The sequence below is a fragment of the Aliiroseovarius halocynthiae genome, from assembly GCF_007004645.1.
GTDB lineage: Bacteria > Pseudomonadota > Alphaproteobacteria > Rhodobacterales > Rhodobacteraceae > Aliiroseovarius > Aliiroseovarius halocynthiae.
On sequence record NZ_ML660019.1, the window covers coordinates 1,512,588 to 1,538,929 of the forward strand.

General features: G+C 55.3%; 20 protein-coding genes and 1 pseudogene. 10 read left to right on the top strand and 11 right to left on the bottom strand.

Features of this window, described 5'->3' with window-relative positions:
- Window position 1 precedes the first annotated feature (1 nt).
- From FIL88_RS07475 to FIL88_RS07490, 4 genes are all read left to right on the top strand, one after another.
- The gene (locus FIL88_RS07475) at window positions 2-1,741 is read left to right on the top strand and encodes an aldehyde dehydrogenase family protein (protein WP_142853130.1); all 1,740 of its coding nucleotides are present in this window, start codon (window positions 2-4) and stop codon (window positions 1,739-1,741) included.
- 68 nt (window positions 1,742-1,809) lie between these two features.
- On the top strand, window positions 1,810-2,412 hold the full coding sequence (locus FIL88_RS07480; protein ID WP_185960874.1) for a TetR/AcrR family transcriptional regulator: 603 nt from the start codon (window positions 1,810-1,812) through the stop codon (window positions 2,410-2,412).
- Window positions 2,413-2,762: 350 nt separating this feature from the next.
- Window positions 2,763-3,263 (top strand): putative pterin-binding protein, encoded by a 501-nt coding sequence (locus tag FIL88_RS07485; protein WP_142853132.1) that lies wholly within the window; start codon window positions 2,763-2,765, stop codon window positions 3,261-3,263.
- A 5-nt stretch (window positions 3,264-3,268) separates the two neighbouring features.
- The gene (locus FIL88_RS07490; protein WP_142853133.1) at window positions 3,269-5,842 is read left to right on the top strand and encodes a hybrid sensor histidine kinase/response regulator; all 2,574 of its coding nucleotides are present in this window, start codon (window positions 3,269-3,271) and stop codon (window positions 5,840-5,842) included.
- Here the strand turns inward: FIL88_RS07490 and FIL88_RS07495 are convergent.
- Entirely contained in the window at window positions 5,837-7,030 is a 1,194-nt protein-coding gene (locus tag FIL88_RS07495; RefSeq protein WP_142853134.1) for a polysaccharide biosynthesis/export family protein, read from the bottom strand. The two genes, FIL88_RS07490 and FIL88_RS07495, sit on opposite strands and share 6 nt — an antisense overlap.
- A 193-nt stretch (window positions 7,031-7,223) precedes the next feature.
- Between FIL88_RS07495 and FIL88_RS07500 the strand changes: the two genes are divergently transcribed.
- From FIL88_RS07500 to FIL88_RS07520, 5 genes are all read left to right on the top strand, one after another.
- Window positions 7,224-8,459: an oligosaccharide flippase family protein gene (locus FIL88_RS07500; protein WP_142853135.1), complete on the top strand. Its 1,236-nt coding sequence runs from the start codon at window positions 7,224-7,226 to the stop codon at window positions 8,457-8,459.
- 3 nt (window positions 8,460-8,462) lie between these two features.
- A complete protein-coding gene (locus tag FIL88_RS07505) occupies window positions 8,463-9,383 on the top strand; it encodes a glycosyltransferase family 2 protein (protein WP_142853136.1) in 921 nt (306 codons plus the stop codon).
- 13 nt (window positions 9,384-9,396) lie between these two features.
- Window positions 9,397-10,392, top strand: coding sequence for a glycosyltransferase family 2 protein (locus FIL88_RS07510; protein WP_142853137.1), 996 nt, complete (start codon window positions 9,397-9,399; stop codon window positions 10,390-10,392).
- Window positions 10,392-11,423, top strand: coding sequence for a glycosyltransferase (locus tag FIL88_RS07515; RefSeq protein WP_185960875.1), 1,032 nt, complete (start codon window positions 10,392-10,394; stop codon window positions 11,421-11,423). Before FIL88_RS07510 ends, FIL88_RS07515 begins: the two co-directional genes overlap by 1 nt.
- Before the next feature lie 145 nt (window positions 11,424-11,568).
- On the top strand, window positions 11,569-12,933 hold the full coding sequence (locus FIL88_RS07520; protein WP_142853139.1) for a phosphomannomutase: 1,365 nt from the start codon (window positions 11,569-11,571) through the stop codon (window positions 12,931-12,933).
- Window positions 12,934-12,985: 52 nt separating this feature from the next.
- On the opposite strand, the gene FIL88_RS07525 is transcribed toward FIL88_RS07520, so the two are convergent.
- The 9 genes and pseudogenes from FIL88_RS07525 to FIL88_RS07560 form a co-directional block, all read right to left on the bottom strand.
- Entirely contained in the window at window positions 12,986-14,398 is a 1,413-nt protein-coding gene (locus FIL88_RS07525; protein WP_142853140.1) for a mannose-1-phosphate guanylyltransferase/mannose-6-phosphate isomerase, read from the bottom strand.
- Window positions 14,399-14,909: 511 nt separating this feature from the next.
- On the bottom strand, window positions 14,910-16,355 hold the full coding sequence (locus FIL88_RS07530) for an NAD(P)(+) transhydrogenase (Re/Si-specific) subunit beta (protein WP_142853141.1): 1,446 nt from the start codon (window positions 16,353-16,355) through the stop codon (window positions 14,910-14,912).
- A gap of 13 nt (window positions 16,356-16,368) precedes the next feature.
- Entirely contained in the window at window positions 16,369-17,940 is a 1,572-nt protein-coding gene (locus FIL88_RS07535; RefSeq protein WP_142853142.1) for a Re/Si-specific NAD(P)(+) transhydrogenase subunit alpha, read from the bottom strand.
- A gap of 176 nt (window positions 17,941-18,116) precedes the next feature.
- Complete coding sequence (locus FIL88_RS07540; protein ID WP_246066640.1) at window positions 18,117-18,575, bottom strand: methyltransferase family protein; 459 nt, start codon at window positions 18,573-18,575, stop codon at window positions 18,117-18,119.
- A 93-nt stretch (window positions 18,576-18,668) separates the two neighbouring features.
- A complete protein-coding gene (locus FIL88_RS07545; RefSeq protein WP_142853143.1) occupies window positions 18,669-19,580 on the bottom strand; it encodes a pirin family protein in 912 nt (303 codons plus the stop codon).
- 205 nt (window positions 19,581-19,785) lie between these two features.
- Complete coding sequence (locus FIL88_RS07550) at window positions 19,786-20,460, bottom strand: hypothetical protein (protein WP_142853144.1); 675 nt, start codon at window positions 20,458-20,460, stop codon at window positions 19,786-19,788.
- Window positions 20,461-20,469: 9 nt separating this feature from the next.
- Window positions 20,470-20,691, bottom strand: a complete 222-nt coding sequence (locus FIL88_RS16915; protein WP_246066641.1) for a hypothetical protein — start codon at window positions 20,689-20,691, stop codon at window positions 20,470-20,472.
- Window positions 20,692-20,868: 177 nt separating this feature from the next.
- A pseudogene (locus tag FIL88_RS17110) lies at window positions 20,869-21,066 on the bottom strand (TadE/TadG family type IV pilus assembly protein); the annotation flags it as partial.
- 7 nt (window positions 21,067-21,073) lie between these two features.
- On the bottom strand, window positions 21,074-23,077 hold the full coding sequence (locus FIL88_RS07560; protein ID WP_142853146.1) for a Tad domain-containing protein: 2,004 nt from the start codon (window positions 23,075-23,077) through the stop codon (window positions 21,074-21,076).
- 366 nt (window positions 23,078-23,443) lie between these two features.
- Between FIL88_RS07560 and FIL88_RS07565 the strand changes: the two genes are divergently transcribed.
- A complete protein-coding gene (locus tag FIL88_RS07565; RefSeq protein ID WP_142853147.1) occupies window positions 23,444-24,874 on the top strand; it encodes a Glu/Leu/Phe/Val family dehydrogenase in 1,431 nt (476 codons plus the stop codon).
- 75 nt (window positions 24,875-24,949) lie between these two features.
- On the opposite strand, the gene FIL88_RS07570 is transcribed toward FIL88_RS07565, so the two are convergent.
- Window positions 24,950-26,083: an N-acetylmuramoyl-L-alanine amidase gene (locus tag FIL88_RS07570; protein ID WP_246066642.1), complete on the bottom strand. Its 1,134-nt coding sequence runs from the start codon at window positions 26,081-26,083 to the stop codon at window positions 24,950-24,952.
- Window positions 26,084-26,342 lie beyond the last annotated feature (259 nt).

Sequence of the window (26,342 nt, forward strand, 5' to 3'; positions counted from 1 at the left end):
GATGGATGGCGCACAAACAGACATCGAAGGCCAGGACGCGCTTTTTGACGAATATGATGCAGCCCTTGCAGAGTTGAATGAAGCCAAGGACGCTTGGGTGAAAGTATCCCCCACCGAGCGCATCGCGCTTCTTGCTGGCATGAAAGACGGCATCATGAAGGTGGCTGAAGGCTGGGCCGATACGTCGGCACGCAAAAAGGGGTTGGTCGCCGGGACGCCGATTGCTGGCGAAGAATGGCTCGCCGGCCCTTATGCCACCATCGCGGGCGTGAATGCCTTTATGGCGACGCTGAACGAGATTGAAGGCAAAACCTTCGTCGATCATCTGCCGCAACGCGAACTTGCAACAGGTCAATTGGGGGTGAAGGTTCTGCCGCATTCGATCTGGGATCGCCTGCTCTTATCCGGAGTACGTGCCGAGGTCTGGATGCAAAAAGGTGTAACGCCCGCCAACCTTAAGAAGCATGTAGCAATTGCCTATGATATTCCGGAAAAGGACCGCATCGGCAAAGTCGCCTTGGTTCTAGGCGCAGGAAATGTGGCGGCGATCACCCCACTGGATGTGCTGCAAAAACTGCTGCTCGAAGATCAGGTTGTGATCCTAAAAATGAACCCCATCAATGACTACCTGATCGATTTCTACAAAATCGCGATGAAGCCGTTCATCGATGGCGGCTTTTTGCGGGTCGTCAAAGGCGATGCCACTGGGGGTGCGTATCTGTGCGAACACCCAATTGTCGAAGAGCTGCACATCACCGGATCAGACGCGACCCATGATGCGATTGTCTGGGGCGTCGGGGGCAAAGGGGCAGCCAACAAAAAGGCAGGCACACCCAAGAACACCAAACGCTTCACGTCGGAACTGGGGTCGGTCAGCCCAACCATCGTGGTGCCGGGCCCTTGGACTTCCGCCGACATCAGGTTTCAGGCCGAGAACATCGCAACGATGAAGCTGCACAACTCGGGGCATAATTGCATCGCGACGCAAGCGCTGGTCATGCCCAAGGACTGGGCCAAAGGTCCGGCGCTCTTGGACGCTCTGAAATCAGTGATCGCGTCCTCGACCCGCCCTACATGGTATCCTGGCGCGGAACAACGCTTGAACAGCTACGCAGAACATGGCGGCAAGGTCGAAAAAATCGCGCGCGGGGAAAATGCGCCACCCGTGATGATCGGAGAGATCTCGGAAGATACTTACAACCGCTCTTGCGAAGTATTTGGCCCTGCGCTTGGCATCAAGGAGCTGGATGCTTCGGATGCGGAATCCTATTTGGTTGCCGCGATAGAGTATGCCAACACCGAACTTTGGGGGACGCTGGGGGCGAACATCCTTATACATCCCAAGACCATTCGGAAGATTGGCAAGAAGCGGTTTGAGGAAATCCTCGCAGCCCTCCGCTATGGGACGATTGGCGTAAACGGCTGGTGCGGTTTAGGATTTCTGATCACAGCCTGCCCGTGGGGCGCGTTCCCCGGCCACACGCTAGAAAACATTGGGTCTGGCATTGGCACGGTGCACAATTCTTTCATGCTAGAGAAAACCGAAAAAACTGTCATTCAAGCACCTTGGCGACCATTCCCGCGCGGGGTGCTATCGGGACAACTCTCGATTTTGCCACGGCCACCATTCTTTATAACCAACAAGCGGCAGCACAAAATCGGAAGGCTTTTGACACGCTTCCAGTACAGGCCAAGCTGGTTCAAGCTGCCCCGCATCTTTCTGAATGCATTGCTGGGGTAGGATCCGCTGCGGGCTGGTTGTGTGTTGCATCCAGCCGACAAGATAGCCAAATTTGTAAGATGAATGAAATGCCTACAAAGCTTAAAGACCGCGCAGATCGGAAAACGGCGAAACGCGATGCAAAGAAGCGCCAAATCGCCGAAAGCGCGATATTGGCGCTGAAAGAGCTGGGCTATGCAAATACCGGCCTGCGGGACATCGCCGCCCACAGCGATTTGTCGTTGGGTATGCTGCATTATTACTTCGAAGATCGCGCCGAGCTGATCATCTATTGCGTCGAAATCTACAAACAGGAATTCGTACGGAAGTTTGTAGACGCCTTAGAAACGGCCCATGGCCGTGATCAGGTGATCGACGCATTCACCGAAGCTCTTGTGGCATCAATTGTCGACGACAACATGACCCATCGGCTTTGGTATGACATCCGAACACAGGCCATGTTCGACGAGGCCTTCCGCCCAGTTGTCGCGAATATCGAAGAGGCGCTAATCGGCATTTTGCGCACAGCGTTTGACAAAGCAGGTCATGGCGCACCGTCGAACATAGATATCCATTATGCGCTGCTTGACGGTGCATTCAGGTACATCATGCAAGCCCAAATCGGTGCGCCCGCTCGGACCCGAGATGAGCTAACAGCGCTATTCCAGAAGTTGCTTTCCCAAATTCTATAGTGGCCGCATCTATGCCCCCCCACTCTCCTTTGCGCTATGGGTTCGCATTATTAGCCAGCCCATAACTCCGGTCCGAAAGAGATGCTGCCGTTGATCGATTGTTTGCTGCTCATATGTGTGATCGGTGACGCATGCGAAGCGGCGTTGAATGTTCACAAAGGACATCTCGACACGATCTGGGCAGATCTTAGCCCCGATTTGCACAAACTCCTTCAATCTAAAGAGATTCCCATTCCAAGCGGCATGACAAATGATTGCAGCCTATCCGATCGGGTATGCCGCTATACTGAATAGAGGATTTCAGTGGCATCAAGTATTTCGTAAGGTCTGATCAGTAAGAGGAGTTTCCAATGTTGTCTAAAGCAATTGCCGTTGTGACCTTTATCTTCGTTGCCCCCTTCACGTTGATTTCGGCAGAATTCAAATCACCCGAAGGGGACGTGATATTAACGATTAACTATGACGGCGCTACAGGCACGGAAACGATCGAACTAGACCTTGCGGGAATAGAGGATTTGGGGCTGACAACAATCGAAACGTCAACCATCTGGACAGAAGGCGTGCAAAGTTTTGTAGGCATTGAACTTGCCACGCTGACCCGGGCGCTTGGAATCGCGTCAGGGACGATCCGCGCAGTTGCTCTTAACGACTATGCGGTTGAAATCCCGGTGAGCGACGCTGTGACAGGTGGCCCAATTCTGGCCGTCATGCGAAATGCAGCCCCAATGTCGGTGCGAGACAAAGGTCCGGTGTGGGTTATTTACCCCTATGACGCCTCATCGGACTACCGGACCGAAGTCATCTATTCCCGCAGTATCTGGCAGCTCACAAAACTCGATTTCCAGGAGTAACTCGTATGACACCAGAGCCTTCCCGGGTCGAAGCAACTCTGTCCCGGATGGTCAACAGTAAGACTGGTTTGATAGGCCTGGCGATCCTCGCCGGGCTTACACTCTTTTCCATAACCGTATTGTCGATAAATGTAGCTCGCGACATTGGGCAGCTCGACTCTGCGAGATCCGACAATATCCAATGGACACTTACGCAAGCCGAGGTAGAGTTTCTGGAGCTTGAGCGCGCTGCGATGCTAGCTCGCCAGAGCGACGCTCCAGATCTGACCGGGCTACGGAGAGAATTTGACATTTTCTATAGCCGGATCAATACGCTAACCCAGTCTAGCATCTATTCGAATCTCCGAGAAGACGAAACCTTCGGCCAAAGCCTGCTGGCACTTAGAACATTTCTGAACGAGACCACACCTGAGATTGATGGGACAGATGCAGACCTGTTGACTGCGCTGCCACAACTCCTAGATCGCACCCAAAAAACCGGTCCCTCAGCGCGCAGGCTCTCAAACTCGGCACTCAGTTATTTCGCAAATCAGGCGGATATTCGGCGCGCAACTCTACTGGCCACGCTCAGAAACCTTGCGGCTACGATGGGAATACTGACGTTTGCTTTGATTGGGCTACTGCTTTTGTTGAATTCGGCAAATCGGCGCAACCGGCTGAACATGATCGCAGCCCAAAACTCTCAGAGCCGGACCGAGACAATCATAAACACCTCGCTGGACGCAGTGATTGTTACCGACCTGACTGGCAAGGTTCTAGATTACAATAATGCCGCCGAGCTGATTTTTGGCCACACGCGTGAAACCGCATTAGGCAAAGAACTGGGAGAGCTGATTATTCCCGAAAAATATCGTGCAGCACATGCCGCCGGGATGGAACGCATGCGCGCATCTGGCGATCGCAATGTTGTTGGACGGGGTCGTGTCCAGCTTGAGGGGCTACGTGCGAATGGGGATGTTTTCCCCGTCGAGCTGGCGCTTCAAGCGGCCAAGACTGCTGATGGCGAAGTGTTCGTAGCCTTCCTGCGCGATATATCGGCCAAGATCGCTGCGGACAAAGAACTAATTCAGGCACGCGATTCAGCGCTGGAAAGCGAGCAGGCCAAGAACAGTTTTCTCGCAACAATGAGTCACGAAATCCGCACGCCTTTGAACGGATTACTGGGCAGCCTCGCCTTGCTGCGCGACACAGCGCTTAACACTAAACAGTCAACCCACGTAGCGAATATGGAGAAGTCGGGACGACTTTTGATGAACCATATCTCGGATGTTCTGGACATCACAACCTATGACGCGGGAAAACTGGAACCACACCTTGGCCCTGTGAATCTCAGCAAACTTCTAAAAGACATCGTAAGCAGCCAGTCTGGCGCGGCCATGGCTCATCACACCACGCTGGAGTGGGGGTGGAAAGGCAACCCCGTGGATTGGATCGAGACCGATAAGCGAAAGATCCAGCATATTCTGGTCAATCTCATCGGAAACGCGATCAAGTTCACCCATGCAGGCCGTATCGTACTTGAGACCGAGCTCCGGGCAGATGCGCCTGGGAAGATGACTGCATATCTTCGTGTCTCGGACACCGGGTGCGGCATTCGTCCGGATATGATCGAGAAGATCTTTGACGATTTCGTAACTGGTGATGCTTCTTATAACCGTAATACCGGCGGTACCGGGCTTGGCCTGGGCATCGTAAAACGCTTCGTAGATTCGCTTGGTGGAACCGTGACGGTTGACAGCACTGTGGGTGCTGGAACCGTTTTTGAGGTGTCGATCCCCACCCGCCGCGTTGCGAACCCAGCTACGCCTCATGCTGAGGAAGGCAGCCCGAACGCCATGGCATCATTGGATATCCTTTTAGTTGAGGACAACGAGATAAATCAGTTTGTTGCAAAAGAGATGCTGTTGAAGGCTGGCCATCAGGTGGCTACAGCCGCGAACGGGAAACTTGGTGTCGATCAGGCCCACGCACATCCGTTCGACCTGATCTTCATGGATATCAGCATGCCTGTCATGGATGGGCGCGAGGCAACGCGAGCCATTCGCGCAGGCGCCGGGGCGTCAAAAACAACACCTATCGTAGCCCTAACCGCAAACGTGCTTCCACAAGAACACGAGGCGTTTCTGGCCGATGGCATGAATGATTTGATTACCAAGCCACTGGACGCCGACACCCTCAGTCAGATCACAAGAAAGTGGGTTCTTGAGATGTCGCCGCCCCCCTCGCACCGCACACCATCACTATTGTCGGAGGAGCATTTCACAGAGATGCGCGAGATGATTGGGCCCGCGCAGCACGCCGCGCTGTTTGATCGCGTATCCGGAGAAATTTCCGACTTTCTTGCAACGCATGGAAATCCGACACAAAACACATTGCCGAACATCATAGAACCAACACATAAAATCGTTGGAAGTACATCCGCCATCGGGGCGACTGACGTCTCTGATCTTTTGCGCTCTATCGAAAGAGCAGCAAAGATGGGTGACTTTCACACTGCATCGCAAAACATTGATAATATTCAACGGGTTTGGGACAAAACTCACGCGGAATTCGTCGTTCGTAGCGCCGGTAGCCTATAGAGTTCCTAAGCTCAAAACTCCAAGAACGCGACCAACTTCAGCGACATTCGTAACAGAACTATCATAACACGCCATCGCATCTCCGGGCAAAAGGAAGGGATCAAAATCATCCCGTTCGGATCGGCGCATCAGCTGCTCGATATTGCGCTCGATCACCACGGACACCTGCGTCTCGGGGTTGCGCGAAAACAAAACAACCGACCGGTTCGCACTGGTCGTTTTTGCCCCGCCAACACAGTTCATGTTGATCGCAGCCTGCAGGAACCTCGTTCCATAGGGTACTTGTCGCGTCTCACGCCCATTGGCCGATGGCGCGTTTCCTGTCGCGGGCTGCGTCAGGTTCGACACAAACAATGAGATCCCCGGTGGGCTGATGGGACCAGGGCGCATCAGATCATCCTGAAAACACCTGCGGCTCGGGACCCGCACCTGATCCCCGGACAACAGCATGATATCGACATTGTTGTGCCCTTCGAACACGCCGCGCATGTCGATTTTATAGACCATTGCACCGCGCGCGACCTCAATCGCAGACAAATCCGCATCCGGACGAACCCCCCCCGCCGCACGCAAAGCCGCAGACAGGTTGCGCCCTTCGGACGACGCCCCCAAAGCGTCCTGCCGCCGCGCGTCGATGTCTTTTCCGGTGACCGATCCGATCTCGACCGCGTGTGGCTCAAACACGGCACCAGACACCCCTATCGTGACCGAGGCAAAATCGCGCACTCGGACCGAAACACTTGGCACTTCAGTAAAGAACTCGCGGGCGCGCAATTTTGCTGCGATATCTGTTTCAATCTCGGTGGTTAAACGCCCCTGTGCACGGACTGAATCAAGAAACGGAAGCTTCAGTGTTCCATCGCGTGACACAACATAAGGTCCGCTGAACGTATCGTCGCCACTGACAAAAATCTCGACCAGATCATTCCGGGTCAGGCGCTCTCCAATCAGACGACTCGTCCCTTTGCCCCCATCCCCGCCACGTGGCGCAAGACATTTCTGCGCATTCATCCGAGCGGACCTCAGGAAACCTTCTTCATCTTCTGCGGCATTCGGCGCGCGATACTGCGCCTGATAGGCATCACCTTGCTTCACCGGTTCCAGGTTCTCAGGAGGGTCAAGACTGGCACATCCAGACAGCAGGATAAGCGCGGTAGTGGCAGAGAGGGACTTGGCAACTTTGGACATTTCAAACCTTCAAATCGCTATCACTTAAGGCTTAACCCAATTCCACATAAACAACCAATGGTCGTTTGGATCAATTCCCCTATCCGCTTGGATAGGTCTACCCCCAAACGCGTTCCGCGCCTGTCCATGGGCGGCCAAGTCACGCGGCCAGTTACAAACTAGACTGAGAACATCGGCAAAACGGATGTTCAAAATGACCACGACCTCACAACTCAGCACGCTTACCAAAGGCCTGATGGCCTATGGTGCGTCAGAGATTGCCGCCAAAGCCTCGCGCTTGTTCGTGGTTGTGGCGGTTGCCCGATCGCTTGAGCTGGCCGAAATTGGCATGGCCGCAGCAGCCATGGCGGCCGGTGACATCGTAAAATCTCTGACCGAGAACGGTGTTGGTCAAAGGATCATCGCTGCCCGCAAGGACATGTTGCAAGCGACCTGTAACACCGCACACAAGATTTTCTGGTTCTGGTGCATTGGGTTATTCACTCTTCAAACCAGCATCGCGGGTGTTGTTTTCTTAACAGGGGGCAGCACGACCTTATCCGCGCTGATCCTGTTTCTGGCCGTCGAATATCTGTTCATGCCTGGGGGTCTGGTTCAAGTCGCCTTGGCAATGCGGGCGGGCAAACTTCGGCAAACCGCCGCTATATCAGGTACGCAGATCGTGGGGACCAATCTGGCAGCCGCTGCGCTTGCTGTGATCTGGGCCAGCCCACTGGCATTGATCTTGCCGCGCGTATTGTCGGCCCCGTTCTGGTTGATAGCACAACGCCGCCTGCACCCTTGGTCTTCAGACTCTGCAGCGGGCCATGTACCGGTTGGCCCTTTTATACACTATGGGCGTGCTGTCTTGGGCACAGAAGTCACCAAAGCTCTGCGCATGCAGGCGGACAAAGTGATCATTGGCGCTCTGATGGGCCCCGAGATACTGGGCCTTTATTTCATGGCCTTCAATGCGGGGCTCAGCTTGGCGAACTCGGTTTCGGTTGCGCTGGCGACGGTGGTTTTCCCACACCTTTGCAACGCTCAAGACAAAGCCGAGGCGCTACGTCAGAGTATCTTGCTACCACTCACGGTCGTCGCCCCCATCGTCACACTTCAAGCTATGCTGGCCCCGTTCTATGTGCCAGTGCTGTTTGGTGACGGATGGGACGCGATCAGCCCGGTTGTATCGATCCTGTGCCTTGTGGCCATCCCAACGACGCTTTGGACCGCCACCGCAGGCTGGCTGCGGGCACAAAACCGGCCCGAAGTGGAGCTTTGGGTAACTCTTGCCCTTACGGCGGCCCTGCTGGCGAACGCAACCCTGCTGGCACCCTTTGGACTGACACCGGTCGCAGCGGGATACGCCATCGTCACCACCGCAATCTTGCTCACCGCATCTGCCCCGGCGCTTCAGCTGGCCTATGGGCGGACCAAACAGAAAGCATAAGCGATGACCAAATTCTCGATCATAATCCCCTGCTTCAACGCGGAAGCCACACTTGGCACCACGCTGGACAGCATTCGCGCTCAATCCTACACGGATTGGGAGGCAATCATCGTCGACGACGGCTCGACGGACAAAAGCGGCCAGATCGCTCGCTCATTCGCGCAACGAGACAGTCGCATCACGTCTGTTCGCAACAAACTCAAAAATCCAAGCACCGCCCGAAACTATGGGGCGATGAACATCGCGCATGGCGAAATCTTTGCCTTTTGCGACGCCGATGATGTTTGGAGCACCGGCAAGTTGGCGTCACTTGCTCAGGCCTTCACCGATCCGAAAATTCACGGTGCATTCGGGCAAATTGCGTTCTTCAAAAACACACCACGCGATGCATCTGTCTTTTCAACCGTTCCAAATGGCAATCTGACAATCGAGATACTGCTTGGTGAAAACCCGGTTTGTACCTGCTCAAACCTTAGCATCCGACGCGACAGTTTTATAAGATCAGGCGGTTTCGCAATCGACATGGTACATAACGAGGATCTAGACTGGCTGGTCCGTGCTGTTGGTCAAGGGCTGCAGATCGTTGGCCTGCAAGAGCTTCACACCTATTACCGCAGCAGTCCTGGCGGATTGTCATCAGATCTCGAGGCCATGGCCACCTCACGACAGCGCGTCTTCGCCACCGCGGCGCAGTTCGGCGTCTGCCCAAGCCCGCAAAACCACGCGATCTATCACCGCTACCTGGCCCGCCGCGCGTTGCGCATGTGCGACAACCGGCGGCTGCCACTGCGTTTCACCCTTGCTGGCATAAAAAGCAGCCCCTTAGGCTTCTTTTCCTCGCCACGCCGTGGTGCGCTGACCTTGATCGCAGCGCTTGGCGTTTTGGTGATGCCCCGCCCTCTTATTCGCTCTCTTTTTGCCTAGAAAGGACTTTTTCATGACCTTCGCGTCAATCATTGTTCCCGCCTATAACGCGGCCAGAACCCTGCCTGAAACCATCGAGGCCCTTCTAGCTCAGACCCACGACAGTTTCGAGATCATCATCATCAACGACGGATCGACCGATGAGACGATCGAAATCTCGAACCGCTATGGCGCTGACGAAAAGATCCGCGTTGTGCACCAACGCAACCGCGGGCTTGCTGGCGCACGCAACAGTGGCATTCACGCTGCGGCAGGCGAATTCATTGGATTTTGCGATGCTGATGATATCTGGCAACCCGAAAAACTGGCACAACATATTGCACATCTGCGTGCGAACCCGTCGATAGGGCTTAGTTATTCCGGATCATTGCTGATCGACGACTTGGGCGCGCCACTTGGCCAGACCCAATCACCCAAACTGACCCGCGTCGACACGGCACATGTCTTCAAGCGAAATCCGATTGGCAATGGATCAGCTGTCATTGTCCGCCGCGACGTCTTTCGCGACATCGCTTATCGCCCCAATCGCGCCCATGATCGAGACTGGTACTTTGACGAGACTTTCCGCCAATCCGAAGACATCGAATGCTGGCTGCGCATTGCCCTGACCACAAACTGGGAGTTTCAGGGGATCAAAGGCCACCTGACACAATACCGGATTAATGCAAATGGTTTGTCGGCCTCAATTGAGAATCAACTTCAAGCCTGGGAACAGATGGTCGAGAAACTGCAGCCATTGGACCCCGATTTCTTCGCCGAGCATCTGCCTGCTGCGCGTGCATATCAGCATCGTTATTTGTGCCGCCGGGCGCTGAAATCTCTGGATGTCACCCGCGCACACAAACACGCCAATGACTGGATGCGCAGCTCTGCCCGTCCCTTCCTCGAAGAACCGCTGAAATCCGCGGCGACATGGGGCGCTTTGCAGCTGATGTCCCTGTGCGGCGCAACCGCGATGCAGCGCCTATTCACCCTTATTGCATCAACCAACCGCCAAGGAGCCGCCTAATGACCCGCAGAACCATCCTTCACCTCTGTGACGATCAAACCGCTGGCGGTGTCACCCGCGTGCTAGAGCACCTGACCACCTGCCCGATCATTGCTGCCTCAGGCGATAGCCATATCACCAAATTTATCTCGCGCGGCACAGCGCGGCTTGGGCGGCTTAAGGCCGACGTGATTGTTTCTCATCTGTCAGTTTCATGGCGGATGCTACCGACCCATATAACCTTGCGTGCAACCAATCCTACAACGCCTCTGGTTCATGTCGAGCACAGCTATACCCAAAGCTTCTTGGACAATAATGTCCGCCACGAAGGGCGGTTCAAAACACTCCTACGCACGGTATATGCACTTTACGACAGGATCATCGCGGTGAGTTTCGCGCAGGGACGTTGGCTGACCGACGCACGGCTGGTGCGCCCTCGGTTGCTAGACGTCATTCAATCGACAACATCATACAAAGATCTGCGCGCCCTTCCCGCACGTTCGGGCCCTGCCCGCATCCTTGCCCTGATCGGGCGTCTAGATCGTCAAAAGGGGTTCGACACCGCGATAACGGCTTTCAGGCAGACCCCAAACCCGAAACTGCGCCTGCGCATCTATGGAAACGGTCCCGAGAAGAACAATCTCACACAGCTCGCACTTGGGGATGCACGGATTTCGTTCGAAGGACATCACAGCGATCCCTGCGAGATCTATGGAAGTGTCGATGCGGTTCTAATGCCCTCGCGCCGCGAGGCCTTTGGCTTGGTCGCAGCCGAAGCGCTTGCCGCCCGTCGCGTTGTTCTGGCCCACAAAGTAGATGGGCTTGCGGATCACGCCGAATGCGGTGCAATTATGCTTGCGTCTGAGGACCCCGTCGTCTGGGCGCACGCCATCGAAAATCTTACGCATACTGCTCCTAAACTCGATGCATCGCATGCATCTGCGACCACGCCGGAACAGATCTTTGCCGCAGCATGGGAGCATCTTATCGATACGCTCTGCCATCCGTCAAAGGTGCCAACAAAACATGAATACAATGTTTTAGCGACATAGTTTAGCTTCCCGATCGCCTGCCAGATCAATGGGGCATCCGACGTCAAGCTCTTACCTGTTGACCAAAAACACGCGTTGCATATCTTGGGCATTCAAATAATTTCGTACTGCGGAACCTTCTCCACCACTCACCGAAAGCCCCTCGATGCCCCCAAAGTTCGGAACCAGCGGCCTGCGCGGCCTTGTCACGGATCTGACACCTCAGCTTGTCGGCAGCCACGTCGCAGCCTTTATCCGCGCCTGCCCCACTGGATCCGGGCTGTTTGTCGGACGCGACCTGCGCCCGTCTTCAGCGGACATTGCGGGCATGGTTGCACAAGCTGCGCATGCGGCTGGGTTGCAAGTTACCGATTGCGGCGACATCCCAACACCGGCGCTGGCGCTCGCCGCAATGTCCGCCGGAGCCTCTGCTGTGATGATCACCGGAAGCCACATCCCTGCGGATCGTAACGGATTGAAATTCTACACCCCTGAAGGCGAGATCACCAAAGCGCACGAGACGGCAATTTTAGCGACCCTGTCGCAAGCCGACAGCCCTGCCCCCAGCACAGCTGCGTTCCGAAACACTACTGCTGGGCAAGAGTATGCCGATCGCTATGTCACCGCATTTGGTACGTCAGCGCTGGAAGGGCTGCGAATTGGTGTTTATAGCCACTCAGCCGTAGGACGTGATCTGCTTATGGACCTCGTCGTGGCATTGGGTGGCGAAGTGATCGAGCTGGGCCGCAGTGCCCATTTCATTCCCGTTGACACCGAGGCCGTCTCGCCCGAGCTGCGTAGGCAACTGCGGCTATGGGCAAGAGAGCATGAATTGTACGCGATCATCTCGACCGATGGTGACGGCGACCGCCCCTTGCTGACCGATGAAACTGGGTGGGTCATTGTCGGCGACGTGTTGGGGCAGATCACCGGCGCGGCACTTGGCGCAGCAGTCGCCGTCACGCCCGTATCCTCAAATTCAGGCGCAGAGACTGTCTTTGATCATGTCATTCGGACCCGCATCGGCTCGCCCTATGTCATCGCAGGAATGGAAACAGCGGCAGAGCAAGTGGTCGGATATGAGGCGAATGGCGGCTTTCTGCTGGGGTTCCATGCAAACGGCCTGCCACCGTTGATGACCCGGGACGCTGTATTGCCGCTGCTGGTTCCGTTGATTCAAGCGCGTACGGCCGGGGCACTGTCAGCCCTTGTTGCCCAGCAACCTGCACATTTCACGGCGTCGGACCGACTGCAAGAGGTACCAACAGAGCGGTCCAGAACGCTGATTGCGTCCTTGTCCACGGGGCGATCTGCACAAGCCGCATTTCTTGCGAAATTCGGGGGGGCGCTGGGCAGCACCGATCAAACAGATGGGCTGCGTATGACACTTAAGGACGGTCGGATTGTACATCTGCGCCCGTCGGGCAACGCGCCCGAGTTGCGCCTGTATACCGAGGCGTCCAGCCCTGACGTGGCACAAGAGATGCTGTCACTTGGACTTGCGACGCTGAAAGAGCTTCTGGATAGCTAAACGGTAAAGGGCCGCGCGATCGGCGGCCCCCATTCCCCTAAGTACAATGCGGCTAGTCGCGGGCGTAAGCGTCCTCGAACCGGATGATATCGTCTTCGCCCAGATAGGACCCAGTCTGCACCTCGATCAATACCATCGGAAGTTTCCCAGGGTTTTCAAGCCGGTGCATGGCACCAAGCGGGATGTAAACGGACTCGTTTTCAGACACCAGTTTCACGTCATCATCAACCGTCACGCGCGCAGTGCCTTCGACCACGATCCAGTGTTCTGACCGATGGTGATGCGATTGCAACGACAACGCAGCCCCCGGACGCACCACAATCCGCTTCACCTGAAAGCGATCCCCGATCACAAGGCTTTCGAACCAGCCCCAAGGGCGGTGATCTTTCGGGAAAGCCTCGGCCTGCGGTGCCTGCTTTTCTTTCAGCGCGATGACCGCCTGCTTCACCTCTTGCGTCCGTCCCTTATGGCTGATCAGAACCGCGTCGGGCATGGCCACGGCCACAATATCCTCAAGTCCAATCCCGACAATCTGCTGACTTTCGACTTCAGAGCGCAGCAGAGTGTTCTCGCAATCGATCGACGTGGCGGGGCCTGACAAGGACACCCCTTCAGATTGGGTTTCCCGCCACACCGCCGCCCAATCGCCCAGATCGGACCAGCGGCCCGCGAAGGGTACAACGGACAGGTTGTCGGCCTTCTCCATCACTGCAAAATCGATCGAGATCGCATCAGCGCTCGCCCATGCCTCGGGGTCCAGACGGATGAAACCCAGATCTGTCGTAGCCGCGTTAATCGACGCGTCGACGGCTGTGATCAGATCGGGCGCATGCGCCTTGAACGCCTCCAGAATGGTCGGAACAGAGAATAGAAAAATCCCGGCATTCCAAAGATAACGCCCTTCTGCCAGCATCTGTGCGGCCGTCTCGGCATCAGGTTTTTCGACAAACGCCTTCAAAGGCAAGGCGCTTAGGTCACTGGTCGGGGCCGCATCCAGTTCAAGATAGCCGTACCCTGTTTCGGGACGGTCAGGACTGATCCCAAAAGTGACCAACTGCCCCTCCTGCGCCGCAGGAATGGCTGCATGCACGCAGGCCGAGAAAGCGTCCGCGTCCGGGATCACGTGGTCAGATGGGGCCACCAGCATCAGCCCGTCAGGATCACTTTGCGCCAAATGCAGTGCCGCTGCCAAAATTGCAGGTGCCGTGTCACGGCCCGCAGGTTCGATCAAAACCGCATCCGCCTCGATCCCGGCGCCAGCCAGCTGTTCTGTCACAATAAATCGGAAATCATTGGTCGTTACGACCAACGGCTTTGCATAACCTTCGCCCGACAAACGACGCGCGCTGTCCTGGAACAGGCTTTCGTCGCCCAACAGGGATGAGAACTGCTTGGGATAGCTTTTGCGCGATAAGGGCCACAAGCGGGTGCCGGAACCGCCGCAGAGCAATACTGGTGTAATCATGGAACCGTTCTTTTTTGCCTCTCGCCCAGTTTAGCGATGACTAACCACTTGGCAACTGGGGTTTCTCGCGCCGACAGCTCGTATCCTGCTATTCATCATAGACGGCATCAGCCGCCGCACACCATTGTCGGAGTTTTTTGTTTCCAGTTTCTGGTCTCAAGGCGGTTGTTCATTGGAAGCTAAGCAGCTTGGGTCCTTTTTATTTCCCGGCCACAAGGTATCGAACACAGATAAGATAGGACGAGTTGGACTGCCGCTCCCCGTAAGAGCGCGCGCCACTGCTTAGCATGCAACGCACATAGGAACTGAGACCTTGGGGACATTTGAAGTGCTGTAGGCGTTTACTCGCGATCATCAACGTACATTCAACCGATTATTGCAGGCCGGGCACATTCGCATTTCCGCCATCAATCACACATGGAGCAAACTGGAATCTGCCCCTCTGCGCAGCTAACCCGAAACGCAAAACGCCCCCGAAACTGGGGGCGCTTCACATTATTTTCAGCCTGACTTACTGGATCAGCGTTAGAAGCGTATCCAGCGACTGTTTGGCGTCGCCATAGAACATGCGCGTGTTCTCTTTGAAGAACAGCGGGTTCTCGATGCCCGAGTATCCGGCACCCTGACCACGTTTCGACACGAAGACCTGCTTGGCCTTCCAGCATTCCAGAACCGGCATGCCGGCGATGGGGCTGTTGGGGTCGTCTTGCGCAGCCGGGTTCACGATGTCGTTTGAGCCGATGACGATGGCAACATCCGTTTCCGGGAAATCGTCGTTAATCTCGTCCATTTCCAGCACGATATCATAAGGCACTTTGGCTTCCGCCAGAAGCACGTTCATGTGACCGGGCAGTCGGCCTGCAACCGGGTGGATTGCGAAGCGAACGTTCTTGCCCTTTGCGCGCAGACGACGAGTCAGTTCGGCCACGTTCTGTTGGGCTTGTGCCACAGCCATACCGTAGCCGGGGATGATAACCACACTGTCGGCCTCTTCCAGAGAAGCGGCCACACCTTCGGCGTCGATGGCGATCTGTTCGCCTTCGATTTCCATGGCCGGGCCGTCCGAGCCGCCGCCAAAGCCACCCAGAATAACCGACACGAAGGACCGGTTCATCGCCTTACACATGATGTAAGACAGGATCGCACCCGACGAGCCAACCAGCGCGCCCACTACGATCAGAAGATCGTTGCCCAGCGAGAAGCCGATGGCCGCAGCCGCCCAACCCGAATAGCTGTTCAGCATCGACACAACCACCGGCATGTCCGCACCGCCGATGCCCATGATCAGGTGATACCCAATGAACAGCGCCGCAATGGTCAGGATGATCAGCGGCAGGAAAGCTGCCGTGTTCAGATACCAGATCAGACACAGGACCGAAATCGCCGCAGCGCCCGCATTCAGCATGTGACCACCCGGCAGCTTCTCCGCCGACGAGGTTACTTTGCCCGACAGTTTGCCATAGGCGATAACCGAACCAGTGAAAGTCACGGCACCGATCCAAACGCCCAGCGACAGTTCGACCAACAGGATGTTGATCTCGACTGCCGATTTCTTGGCAATCAGCTGACCAAAGGCGCCCAGCTCTTTGACGGCGTCTTTGCCGATGGCCAAAGCCTCGGCCGCGTTGCCAATTTCAAAGTGGGCATTAAAGCCAACAAACACAGCGGCCAGACCGACCAGTGCGTGCATCCCGGCAACCAGTTCCGGCATCTGGGTCATCTCGACCTTGGAGGCCAGTTGATACCCGATATAGCCGCCCGCTGCGATCAGCGGGATCGACAGCCACCACAGACCGGCACCGGGGCCGATCAGGGTTGCAACAACGGCCAGCGCCATGCCGACAATGCCGTACCATACTGCGCGTTTCGCGCTTTCCTGCCCCGACAAACCGCCAAGGGAAAGGATGAACAGAACTGCTGCAACAACATATGCAGCTGTGGTGAAACCAAATTCCATGATCCCTACCCCCTTAAGATTTCTGGAACATGGCGAGCATGCGCCGTGTCACGAGGAAGCCGCCGAAAATGTTGATCCCAGCCATGAAGACCGAGGCCGCCGCCAGCAGGATCACCAAGAACGAGCCCGAGCCAATCTGCATCAGCGCGCCCAGAATGATGATCGACGAAATGGCGTTGGTCACAGCCATCAGAGGCGTGTGCAGCGAGTGCGACACGTTCCAGATCACCTGGAAGCCCACAAACACGGCCAGAACGAACACGATGAAGTGCTGCATAAAACTGGCGGGCGCATATAGACCCAAGAGAAGCAGCAACGCGCCACCGGCAGCCAGCAGGGTCACCTGCTGTTTGGTCTGCGCTTTGAACGCAGCAGCTTCTTGCGCCTTGATTTCCTCAGGCGTCAGTGCCTTGACCTCGGCCTTCGGCTGGGCCGCAATGGCCTGCACTTTCGGCGGGGGTGGCGGGAAGGTGATTTCGCCTTCGTGGGTCACGGTCGCGCCACGGATCACGTCATCTTCCATGTCGTGATTGACCTTGCCGTCCTTCTCGGGCGTCAGGTCAGTCATCATGTGACGGATGTTGTTGGCATAAAGCGACGACGATTGCGAAGCCATGCGCGATGGGAAGTCGGTATAACCGATGATGGTCACGCCATTATCGGTCACGACCTTCTCGTCCATCACGGTGCCTTCAGCGTTGCCGCCCTTTTCAGCCGCAAGGTCAACGATGACCGAGCCCGGCTTCATCGCGTCGATCATATCCTTCAGCCAAAGCTTCGGAGCTTCGCGGTTCGGGATCAGCGCGGTGGTGATGACGATATCAACTTCGGGGGCCAGCTCGCGGAACTTGGCCAGCTGAGCTTCGCGGAACTCTGGCGAAGACACAGCAGCGTAACCACCAGTGGCGGCGCCGTCCTGCTGTTCTTCCTCAAAATCCAGATAGACGAACTCGGCGCCCATCGATTCAACCTGTTCGGCCACTTCGGGGCGCACGTCGAATGCATAGGTGATCGCACCCAGCGAGGTCGAGGTGCCAATGGCGGCCAGACCGGCAACGCCTGCACCGACAACCAGAACCTTGGCGGGCGGAACCTTACCAGCAGCGGTCACCTGACCTGTGAAGAAACGGCCAAAGTTGTTCCCGGCTTCGATCACAGCACGGTAACCTGCGATGTTCGCCATGGACGACAGAGCGTCCATCTTCTGCGCACGCGAAATACGCGGCACCATTTCCATCGCAATCACGCTGGCACCGGACTTCTTGGCCTTCTCAAGCCCGTCCTCATTGCCGCCCGGATTGAAGAAGCTGATCAGCGTCTTGTCAGCGGTCAGGCGTTTCAGCTCTGTATCATTGGGCTGACGCACTTTCGCGATGATGTCAGCAGCTTTCCAAAGTGCTGCAGCAGTCTTTACGACCTCGACACCTGCTTCTTTATATACCGCATCCGAGAAGCCGGCATTTGCGCCCGCTTTGGTCTCGATCACGCAGTCATAGCCCAGCTTTTGCAGCATCTTGGCGCTTTCAGGCGTCATCGCAACGCGATTTTCGCCCTCGAACACTTCCTTGGGTACACCGATCTTCACAGTCTCTTCCTTCTCCCGTCGTGTGCCGAACGAGGGGTCATCCCCCGGCCCCGGCGGTTTCATGGCGCATCAGGCACGCATCGGACGCGCAAGATGTTGTCGTTTCAACGATCACAGCAACAATATTATTTCAATACGTCACCAAAAGTCGCGACGCAATGCCGCTTTGCAGCAAATTAAAGCCAGCGACGTACCGTCGCGGCCCAATTTTCATATTCCTCTCCGAACAAGGTGATCAGCCCCTCCTCTTCCCCAAGGATGAAGCGTGTCGTTATGATTCCCATGAACACAGGCACCAGAACCAACGCTGGAAGCACGTCCCAACGCAAGACCAGCCCGCCCAACACCATGGCATCTGCTAAATAAATAGGGTTGCGCGTTAGCTGATAGATACCTGATCTTAGAAAAGCCGACGGACGTTTGCGCGGGATGATCGTGGTGCGGGCGCGCAGAAACTCCCATACTGCCAGCGCCATCACCCCAAGCCCGATACAGATCAAACCAGTGCCAGCCCCTTGGGTCCAGTTCAAACCAAAGCCAAGCCCCGGAATAAGACGGTCCACTCCAAATGCAGCAACGGCCATCGCGATCAACCAAAATGGAGGCAAATCAAGGAAGCGGAACAATCGGGCCATGGGTCCTATCAAAAAGGGCAGAGTCCCTGCCCTTGTAACAATTCGACAGATTTATGCAATGACCGACAAAACGAATTCCCTTTGCGACATTTGTTAGTGTGCAGGCTGAATGAACGTCCCGTTACGCAGATCACGCATCGCTTGGCGCAGCTCGTCCTTGGTGTTCATGACGATTGGACCGTGCCAAGCAACGGGTTCACCGATAGGAGCTCCGGCAACAAGCAGGAAACGAATGCCTTCTGGCCCCGCCTGCACGCGCACATCATCCCCGGCGCCAAACCGTATGACCATACGATTGCCTGACAGATCGCGGATGTTGACTTCGTTCCCCATCACTTCTTTTTCAAGCAGTACGCCTTGGGGTGCGGCGGCGTCGGTAAACGCCCCTGCCCCTTCAAACACATAGGCAAATGCCTGTCGGCGCGTGTCGACCGGCAATGTCTTGGTGACGCCCGCCGGGATAGTTACATCCAAATAGAGCGGATCTGCAGCGATCCCATCCACCGGCCCCTTGCGGCCCCAGAAATCCCCCACGATCACACGGACCTTGGTGCCGTCGTCTTCTTCGATGACAGGGATCTCAACCGAGGGGACATCCTGATAGTTAGGTGCCGTCATCTTCAAATCACGTGGCAAGTTGGCCCACAGCTGAAACCCATGCATCTGCCCGCGCGTGTTTGCAATGGGCATTTCCTGGTGCATGATGCCAGACCCGGCTGTCATCCACTGAATATCACCTGCCCCAAGCGTCCCCTTGTTGCCAAGACTGTCTTCATGCTCGACCTCGCCGGCCAGTACATAAGTGATAGTTTCAATCCCGCGATGTGGATGCCACGGAAACCCTTTTTCGGACAGGCGCGGATCATCGTTGCGGAAATCATCGAATAGAAGAAATGGATCATACGCCGTTGGGTCCTGAAACCCGAATGCCCGGTGTAAATGGACCCCGGCCCCCTCGATCGTAGGATTTGATGGATCGGCCGAAAGAACTGGTCGAATGGACATTGGTATCTCCTTACGAATGACGCGCTTTGTATGGATATGGGGTAAACACCCCACCCAGCCAACTCCGCGAAAACGAACAGTACTGTCTGCAGCTGTGCACAGGATACAAAAACGCTCCGGCCTTTGGAGGACCGGAGCGTGAAGGAACATCAACATTTAGGCTCTGTTTGAATCAGACCAAAACTATGCTTTCCATTGCGACACCTTATGCATCCGGGTCTTTGCATACCTTTCCAGGCTTCTCGAAGCATAGAAATTCATATTCGCGAGTGCTGGTCACAACCGTGTTGTGAAAAAAGGTTTCATGTAGACCAGTCCATTCTGTTGGAAAGATCGGCTTAAACCTAGCATGTGTTTCCACAACAAAGAGATATTCGCCCTCATACATGTTTGGGATACGTCCTCCAAGCTGTTTCAACATCTCTGCAGTGTCTGCAAACACCTTGCCGCCGTTCGCTTCCGCACCCAGACTAGCCGCAGAGTTTGCACGCAAAAAGGTTAACTCACGTTTCTCTACATTGTCGGGATCGTCGGCATTGTTGCACTTATCCTTCTCAACAGCACAATGCACCACGCTCACGCGGATCCAGCTTTCGTTGCCGGTATTTGACATGTAGCGAAATAGCTTATCAACGCCATTGAACGTTTTGCGATCATACTTATAGACCCGGGATAGATAGTCAGAAATCGCGTAATTCGCCCGCAAAGCGAGGGACTGCTTGCGAAATGCGTCGAAAAACGCGAAAAACGCCATCAGTGCAAAGAAGAGCAACGGCAAAATTATCACGCTCTCGACTGTGACAGTCCCTGACTCGTTCTCACAAAACCTGCAAAAGCGGTGCTTCAGCGTGGGTCGGGAGGATCCAATATTGGACAACATGCGCATCCTTTACGGTTCATTCACAAAGGTGGTTGTTGCTGAAATGGCAACGCCACCAGAAGGATCAAGCGGCAAGCCCAAGATCCACGGGGTCGTTTGGAAGAACGGATCTGCCACAAGGCAAGCCCGAAGCAGCAACAGATCACCGGCTCCACCTGGCCCGTACTCGACATCCTCTGGGGGTTTGAAATCGTCATTTCGATCCACGCAAACCCGAGAAACAGTGGGCATACTCCACGCCACCTGATCAATTCGACGCATCTCAATTGTAAGAGATTTCTCACAATCGTCGAAAATTAACCCCTTCTCACATATTGTTTTCTTAAGATCATCGACCTCGCTGGGCCGAACGGTCCCTAGCCGCAATCCACGCACCTGCAAATCGATAGCTCGATCCAGAAGAACCGTTCGAAAACCAAAGTATGTTAGCTCGAATGACATCAGGAATAACGTCAGATAGAGCGGGAACCAGATTACAAACTCAATCGTCGAAGATCCACGCGTAGATCTGCGAAAGTCCCGCAGTTCAGACCATTCACGTTTCATACTGAATGCATCAACACACAATCTGAGACGCCTGCGCGCCAAATGTCGATAACGTCTCATCACTGTCCTATTCCGTCAGGCGAAGCTTGTTGATGTCATTGGCGAGTTTCGAAAAAGTGGCAGCAATGTTTGTCGTTGACACCTTGTAGTACTGCAGTACCCGCGTTGCGCTACCATCAAGTGACGCTCTTGAGGCACATCGGCGCATGTAATAATTCCCAGAGCTGGTCATATCGATTGAGATGATGATCATCCCATTCCTCTTCGCAGCATTGCATTGCTGGATAAGCCGCTCATTCTTATCATCCCTTCTCACGACATAAGTTGCTTCTTCATCTCGATTGATAGGTCGGTTGCTGCCATCAGAGGTCAGAAGCCACGGGAACTGTTTCTCTAGGAACTTGACGTCATAGTTTTCTTCAGACCAGAACTGCTCGTAGGTAAGCTTTCTCGGTTTTGATGCTGGATCCTTGAAACCCGCGCATATTTTACGAACACGATCCCGTTGCAAGCAATCGGTTGGGAGCGTTCCAAAGGGATGATCGCTCCATGCTTGAATGCGGTCCGTCACGTCAGTTCCATAGCGGTTAGTACGCAGAACATAGTGCCAGCGATACTGATTTCGAACCGGATAGTATACCGACAACACTGAACCATCACGGGCGTTTCGCCAACGCCCGTCTTGCCAACGCTTAGTTCCCGAGTTTGTAGTCCAAATTGGAGATTCGCCAGACCGCGTAACGGGCTTCATTTGAAGCGCCTCGGTATTTTGGCCGTCAGTCATAAGCACAACAATTTTGCGCGACGATTTGATGGCAGGATCAAACGGGCGATCTTTGTACACTTTGTGGATTAGCCCGCTTGTCTCAAGGGGGTTGCCATCTGCGTCCAGCACAGGATTACCATCACCGTCAAGCAGAGGCTTCGTCTCCGAAAGCTTTTCAACTACCGGCTGAGCAGCTTTGTGCAACAGCGTTGTTCCCCACTTCAAGCCGACCTCAATCGACGTGTTACCACTCGCTTGCAATGCGTTGACCAATCCCCTGACCTGCTCGGCGCTATGCTGAAGCGGCGCAATCTGGCGCCACGTCTCAGATCCGGTATGACACGGTGTAAGGTCCGGTTCGTAGACCTGTTCTCTATAGGCACCGGAGTTTCGGCTTTGGTAGTTACCCCTGGAACTTCTCGCCATTGCCGCTGTAGACTGATGCATCAAGAGATCGCGTTTTTGGACGGCTGTCATAAGCAACAGTCCTTCTGGAGGAGGGGTGGGAGCAACTCCCACTTTACGAAAAGACTGCTTCGAGAATGTCACGCAGCTATTCCGATTATGCGCACCAATTGGATTGAACGCTTGCAGAACTTCGTCACCCGCATTCACATAAGCGGCATAGGGCACCAAGGAAATTGAAATGGGTGCGCCTCCGCTGCCAGAACTGGTGGGTGCTGGGACCGTACAATCCGTGTATTTGTCTGCATCACTTGGGTCACACAGAAGGAGATTGCTAAACTTAATTGCGGCGCCCTTCAACGCAGTCAACTTGCTACCGCCCATTGACCCGGATACGTCAAGCACAAGTGAAATCTCAGTAAGCGATACGCCTTTCTCGGCGCGTCCGGCGGCCGGTGCCTCAAGGTAGTTCACCCCAGACCAGCTCAGGAATGGCGTATTAACCCGAAGCCTGGCACTCGCCTCAACGGCGTTAAGGTTAGAATCCTTGTCGACAATAACATCTTCGCGCTTGATCGTATCACCCAGCCCTGCACGCTTGAAATAGTCCATCACGACGTCTACGCGATCATTCTCTTGATCAGGGTGTGCAGCGACCAAGATCGCGCGGTCCAATGTGGCCTGCAGGCGTGTTCGATGCAGTTCGTACTTCATAAAGTCGATCGCCAGTCCCGAAAAGACCAACATCGTAACAAGGAAGAAAATGGTCAGAATATACATCGCCCCGTCTTCCTGAGCGACGAACCGCCGCCCACGAGACAAAGGCCCGCGCATTGCTTGCTTCAGTTTACTGCCAGTAGTAGATTTACGCATATTTTTACGCTCCAAAATACGAGCCATCGAACTTCCATTCCGGTTTACGCCATTGCGTCCTACAGGACTCAGTAACCCATTATTAAGCACGGCGACAGACAACAGATTTCCTGTGTCAAAATTAAGGCGCACTCGACAACAATGAAACCAAAAAACGACCTTTGGTCAGGTGTGGCGTTGTTTTTGTTTACTTTTCGAAGGTCAAAACAACATTGAAGCCCCATTGAGTCAACCTGGGAAACAATGCGACATGATATAAATGCGCATGAGCAAATTTGTTATGGGGTGTTACTTTGATCAATTCTTCATAACCTCTGTGCCGTAATGTCGCACGTAGAAACGATTCTGCGGCATCGCAGCAAAGCAAATGCAAAATATGTACAGAGGTACAAAATGTCCCTTACGAATGAGCCGAGTTTTCGAGAATCCGTTGAACTGATGTTCAATCGGGCCGCGTCCCTGATGAACCTGCCTTCTGGTTTGGAAGAGAAGATCCGCGTCTGTAACGCGACCTATACGGTCAGGTTCGGCGTCCGATTGCGAGGCGAGATCAAGACGTTTACCGGCTATCGCTCTGTCCATTCAGAGCATATGGAGCCTGTGAAGGGCGGCATCCGCTATGCGGTTGCCGTCGATCAGGACGAGGTCGAGGCGCTGGCCGCGCTCATGACGTTCAAATGCGCGCTGGTCGAGACCCCGTTTGGCGGCTCGAAAGGCGGACTGTGTATCAACCCGCGCGAATATGAAGAGCACGAACTGGAACTGATCACCCGCCGTTTCGCGTATGAATTGGCCAAGCGGGACCTGATCAATCCATCGCAAAACGTCCCTGCCCCCGATATGGGCACCGGCGAACGCGAGATGGCCTGGATCGCCGACCAATATGCTCGCATGAATACAACCGACATCAACGCACGAGCCTGTGTGACCGGCAAGCCGCCCCATGCGGGCGGGATCGCCGGGCGTGTGGAAGCCACCGGGCGCGGCGTGCAATATGCCCTGCGCGAGTTCTTCCGCCACCCAGAAGACATCAAGATCGCCAAACTGGATGGCAAGCTGAAAGACAAACGCGTTGTCGTGCAGGGTCTGGGCAATGTAGGCTATCACGCTGCCAAGTTTCTGTCGGAAGAAGATGGCTCTAAGATCATTGGCATCATCGAGCGTGACGGAGCGCTGTTTGACGAAAAAGGCCTTGATGTCGAGGCAGTGCACCAATGGATCGCAGGCCATGGTGGCGTCAAGGGTTTTGCCGATGCGCAGTATGTTGAAGACGGTACAGAACTACTGGAAGTGGACTGCGATATCCTAATCCCGGCCGCGCTTGAAGGTGTGATCAACCTAAGCAATGCCGATCGCATCAAAGCTCCGCTGATTATCGAAGCCGCGAATGGCCCAATCACCTCGGGTGCGGACAAGGTCTTGCGCGACATGGGCACGGTGATCATTCCCGATCTCTATGCAAACGCAGGCGGTGTGACCGTGTCGTATTTCGAATGGGTCAAAAACCTAAGCCACATCCGTTTTGGCCGCATGCAGCGTCGTCAGGAAGAGGCACGTCACCAATTGGTTGTCGACGAGCTGGAGCGTCTGGATCGGTATCTGGGGGATGCCTGGTCGATGACACCAGCATTCAAGGATAAATACCTGCGCGGCGCTGATGAGCTGGAGCTGGTGCGCTCGGGTCTGGATGACACGATGCGCACAGCGTATCAGGCCATGCGCGAAGTCTGGCATTCCCGCGAGGATGTGGATGACTTGCGGATGGCGGCCTATATCGTGGCAATCGACCGCGTATCTGCCAGCTATCGCGCCAAGGGCCTCTGATCAAAGCGAAAAGTCGGAATTGGCTGCCCAAGCGGACGGCCAATTTTCCATTTAGCATCAATTTATTAAGGTCCGCTATTGACGCAAAAGCTCAACCCGTCCTGCATCCTCCATCACCCAATACTGTAACGCCTCGCGGATCCCTCTCGCAGCATCTGCCCGCCACGCACGCGACGTCAGGCGTTTACGATCACGTTCGGACGACAGAAAGCCCAGTTCAATTAGAACTGACGGAATATCTGCGGCCTTCAAAACTGAAAACCCAGCTTGCAAACGCGGTGTCTTATAGGTAGAGCCGGTCGCGCTGTGGATGCCCTCAACGATACTATCTGCCAAAGCATCCGTCCGCGGTGCCGTGTCTGCCCGCGCCAGATCCATCAGGACCAATGCGACGGCGTCGTCTTGTTGGGACAAGTCAACCCCGGCCAGAATATCACCCCTGTCATGTCGCTCTGCCAGCTTGCGCGACGCCTCGTCCGACGCCTCGTCTGACAAGGTATAAACACTGGCTCCGGTCGCTCGCCCCTGCGCCAAGGCATCCGCATGCAGAGACAGGAACACATCTGCACCCGCACGACGCGCGATGGTGACACGTTCCTCCAGAGGAACAAACTTATCCTCATCACGGGTGAGAACCACATCGAAGCCCCCTGCCCGCAACAGCTCCTCCTTCAGTTCGCGCGCGAAACTCATCATCAGATGCGCCTCGACCACACCGCCTCGTTCCGCACCTGGATCAATCCCGCCATGCCCCGGATCCAATACCACGGTTACGTTCCCATTTTCTTGTTCACGCCCCTTTGGTGATGGCATCGGTCGCGCAGGCAGGTCGAACAACGCATCTTTTGGCGCTCCTGCTGCCGCTGCGAATTCCGCCTCAGACGTCGCGGTCAGCTCGATCCGCAACCGAGCGGATTCGACACGCTGACTTACCGATACTGCGCGATCTTGCGTTTTCAGCCCGGCCGACATCACCTGCATGGGGCCCTTCATTTCAAAGACAATCCGCGTCCATCCGGGGCGAAAAAGGCCGGCACGAATATCTGTGAACCACTCAACTTTGGTAAGGAGAGACGGAACATCGATGCCTTGCCAATCCAACTCAGAAAAATCGACGACCAATCGTTTGGGGTTGTCCAATGTGAAGAAACGCCACGGCACAGCCCGCGTCATCGGAATCTCAATCGCGGCGCCGCGCCACCGATCCAATATCTCGACTCCGTCTCCGGCTAGATATGCTAACCCGCTCAACTGTGCCGACGATTGTGGAACTGCAACTACTGTCGACCTGCTTGGCGCTTCAGAGGGGCGAGAAACTACTGAAGCGCGCGACGCCGCCACCTCGGGACGTGGCTTGGGCGAGACCGATCGTACAGGCGCAAGTTCGCTGGCCACCGCCGTGATCGGCAGAAGCGCAAAGACGCAGCCCGTGACCCATCTTTTTCCCCAGCCCCCGAGCATTCCTACG

Bases quoted from the DNA above. Each gene is read 5' to 3' on its own strand.
- FIL88_RS07475 (WP_142853130.1), top strand. From the start codon at position 2: ATGGATGGCGCACAAACAGACATCGAAGGCCAGGACGCGCTTTTTGAC.
- FIL88_RS07480 (WP_185960874.1), top strand. From the start codon at position 1,810: ATGCCTACAAAGCTTAAAGACCGCGCAGATCGGAAAACGGCGAAACGC.
- FIL88_RS07485 (WP_142853132.1), top strand. From the start codon at position 2,763: ATGTTGTCTAAAGCAATTGCCGTTGTGACCTTTATCTTCGTTGCCCCC.
- FIL88_RS07490 (WP_142853133.1), top strand. From the start codon at position 3,269: ATGACACCAGAGCCTTCCCGGGTCGAAGCAACTCTGTCCCGGATGGTC.
- FIL88_RS07495 (WP_142853134.1), bottom strand. From the start codon at position 7,030: ATGTCCAAAGTTGCCAAGTCCCTCTCTGCCACTACCGCGCTTATCCTG.
- FIL88_RS07500 (WP_142853135.1), top strand. From the start codon at position 7,224: ATGACCACGACCTCACAACTCAGCACGCTTACCAAAGGCCTGATGGCC.
- FIL88_RS07505 (WP_142853136.1), top strand. From the start codon at position 8,463: ATGACCAAATTCTCGATCATAATCCCCTGCTTCAACGCGGAAGCCACA.
- FIL88_RS07510 (WP_142853137.1), top strand. From the start codon at position 9,397: ATGACCTTCGCGTCAATCATTGTTCCCGCCTATAACGCGGCCAGAACC.
- FIL88_RS07515 (WP_185960875.1), top strand. From the start codon at position 10,392: ATGACCCGCAGAACCATCCTTCACCTCTGTGACGATCAAACCGCTGGC.
- FIL88_RS07520 (WP_142853139.1), top strand. From the start codon at position 11,569: ATGCCCCCAAAGTTCGGAACCAGCGGCCTGCGCGGCCTTGTCACGGAT.
- FIL88_RS07525 (WP_142853140.1), bottom strand. From the start codon at position 14,398: ATGATTACACCAGTATTGCTCTGCGGCGGTTCCGGCACCCGCTTGTGG.
- FIL88_RS07530 (WP_142853141.1), bottom strand. From the start codon at position 16,355: ATGGAATTTGGTTTCACCACAGCTGCATATGTTGTTGCAGCAGTTCTG.
- FIL88_RS07540 (WP_246066640.1), bottom strand. From the start codon at position 18,575: ATGGCCCGATTGTTCCGCTTCCTTGATTTGCCTCCATTTTGGTTGATC.
- FIL88_RS07545 (WP_142853143.1), bottom strand. From the start codon at position 19,580: ATGTCCATTCGACCAGTTCTTTCGGCCGATCCATCAAATCCTACGATC.
- FIL88_RS07550 (WP_142853144.1), bottom strand. From the start codon at position 20,460: ATGTTGTCCAATATTGGATCCTCCCGACCCACGCTGAAGCACCGCTTT.
- FIL88_RS16915 (WP_246066641.1), bottom strand. From the start codon at position 20,691: ATGCCCACTGTTTCTCGGGTTTGCGTGGATCGAAATGACGATTTCAAA.
- FIL88_RS07560 (WP_142853146.1), bottom strand. From the start codon at position 23,077: ATGGCTCGTATTTTGGAGCGTAAAAATATGCGTAAATCTACTACTGGC.
- FIL88_RS07565 (WP_142853147.1), top strand. From the start codon at position 23,444: ATGTCCCTTACGAATGAGCCGAGTTTTCGAGAATCCGTTGAACTGATG.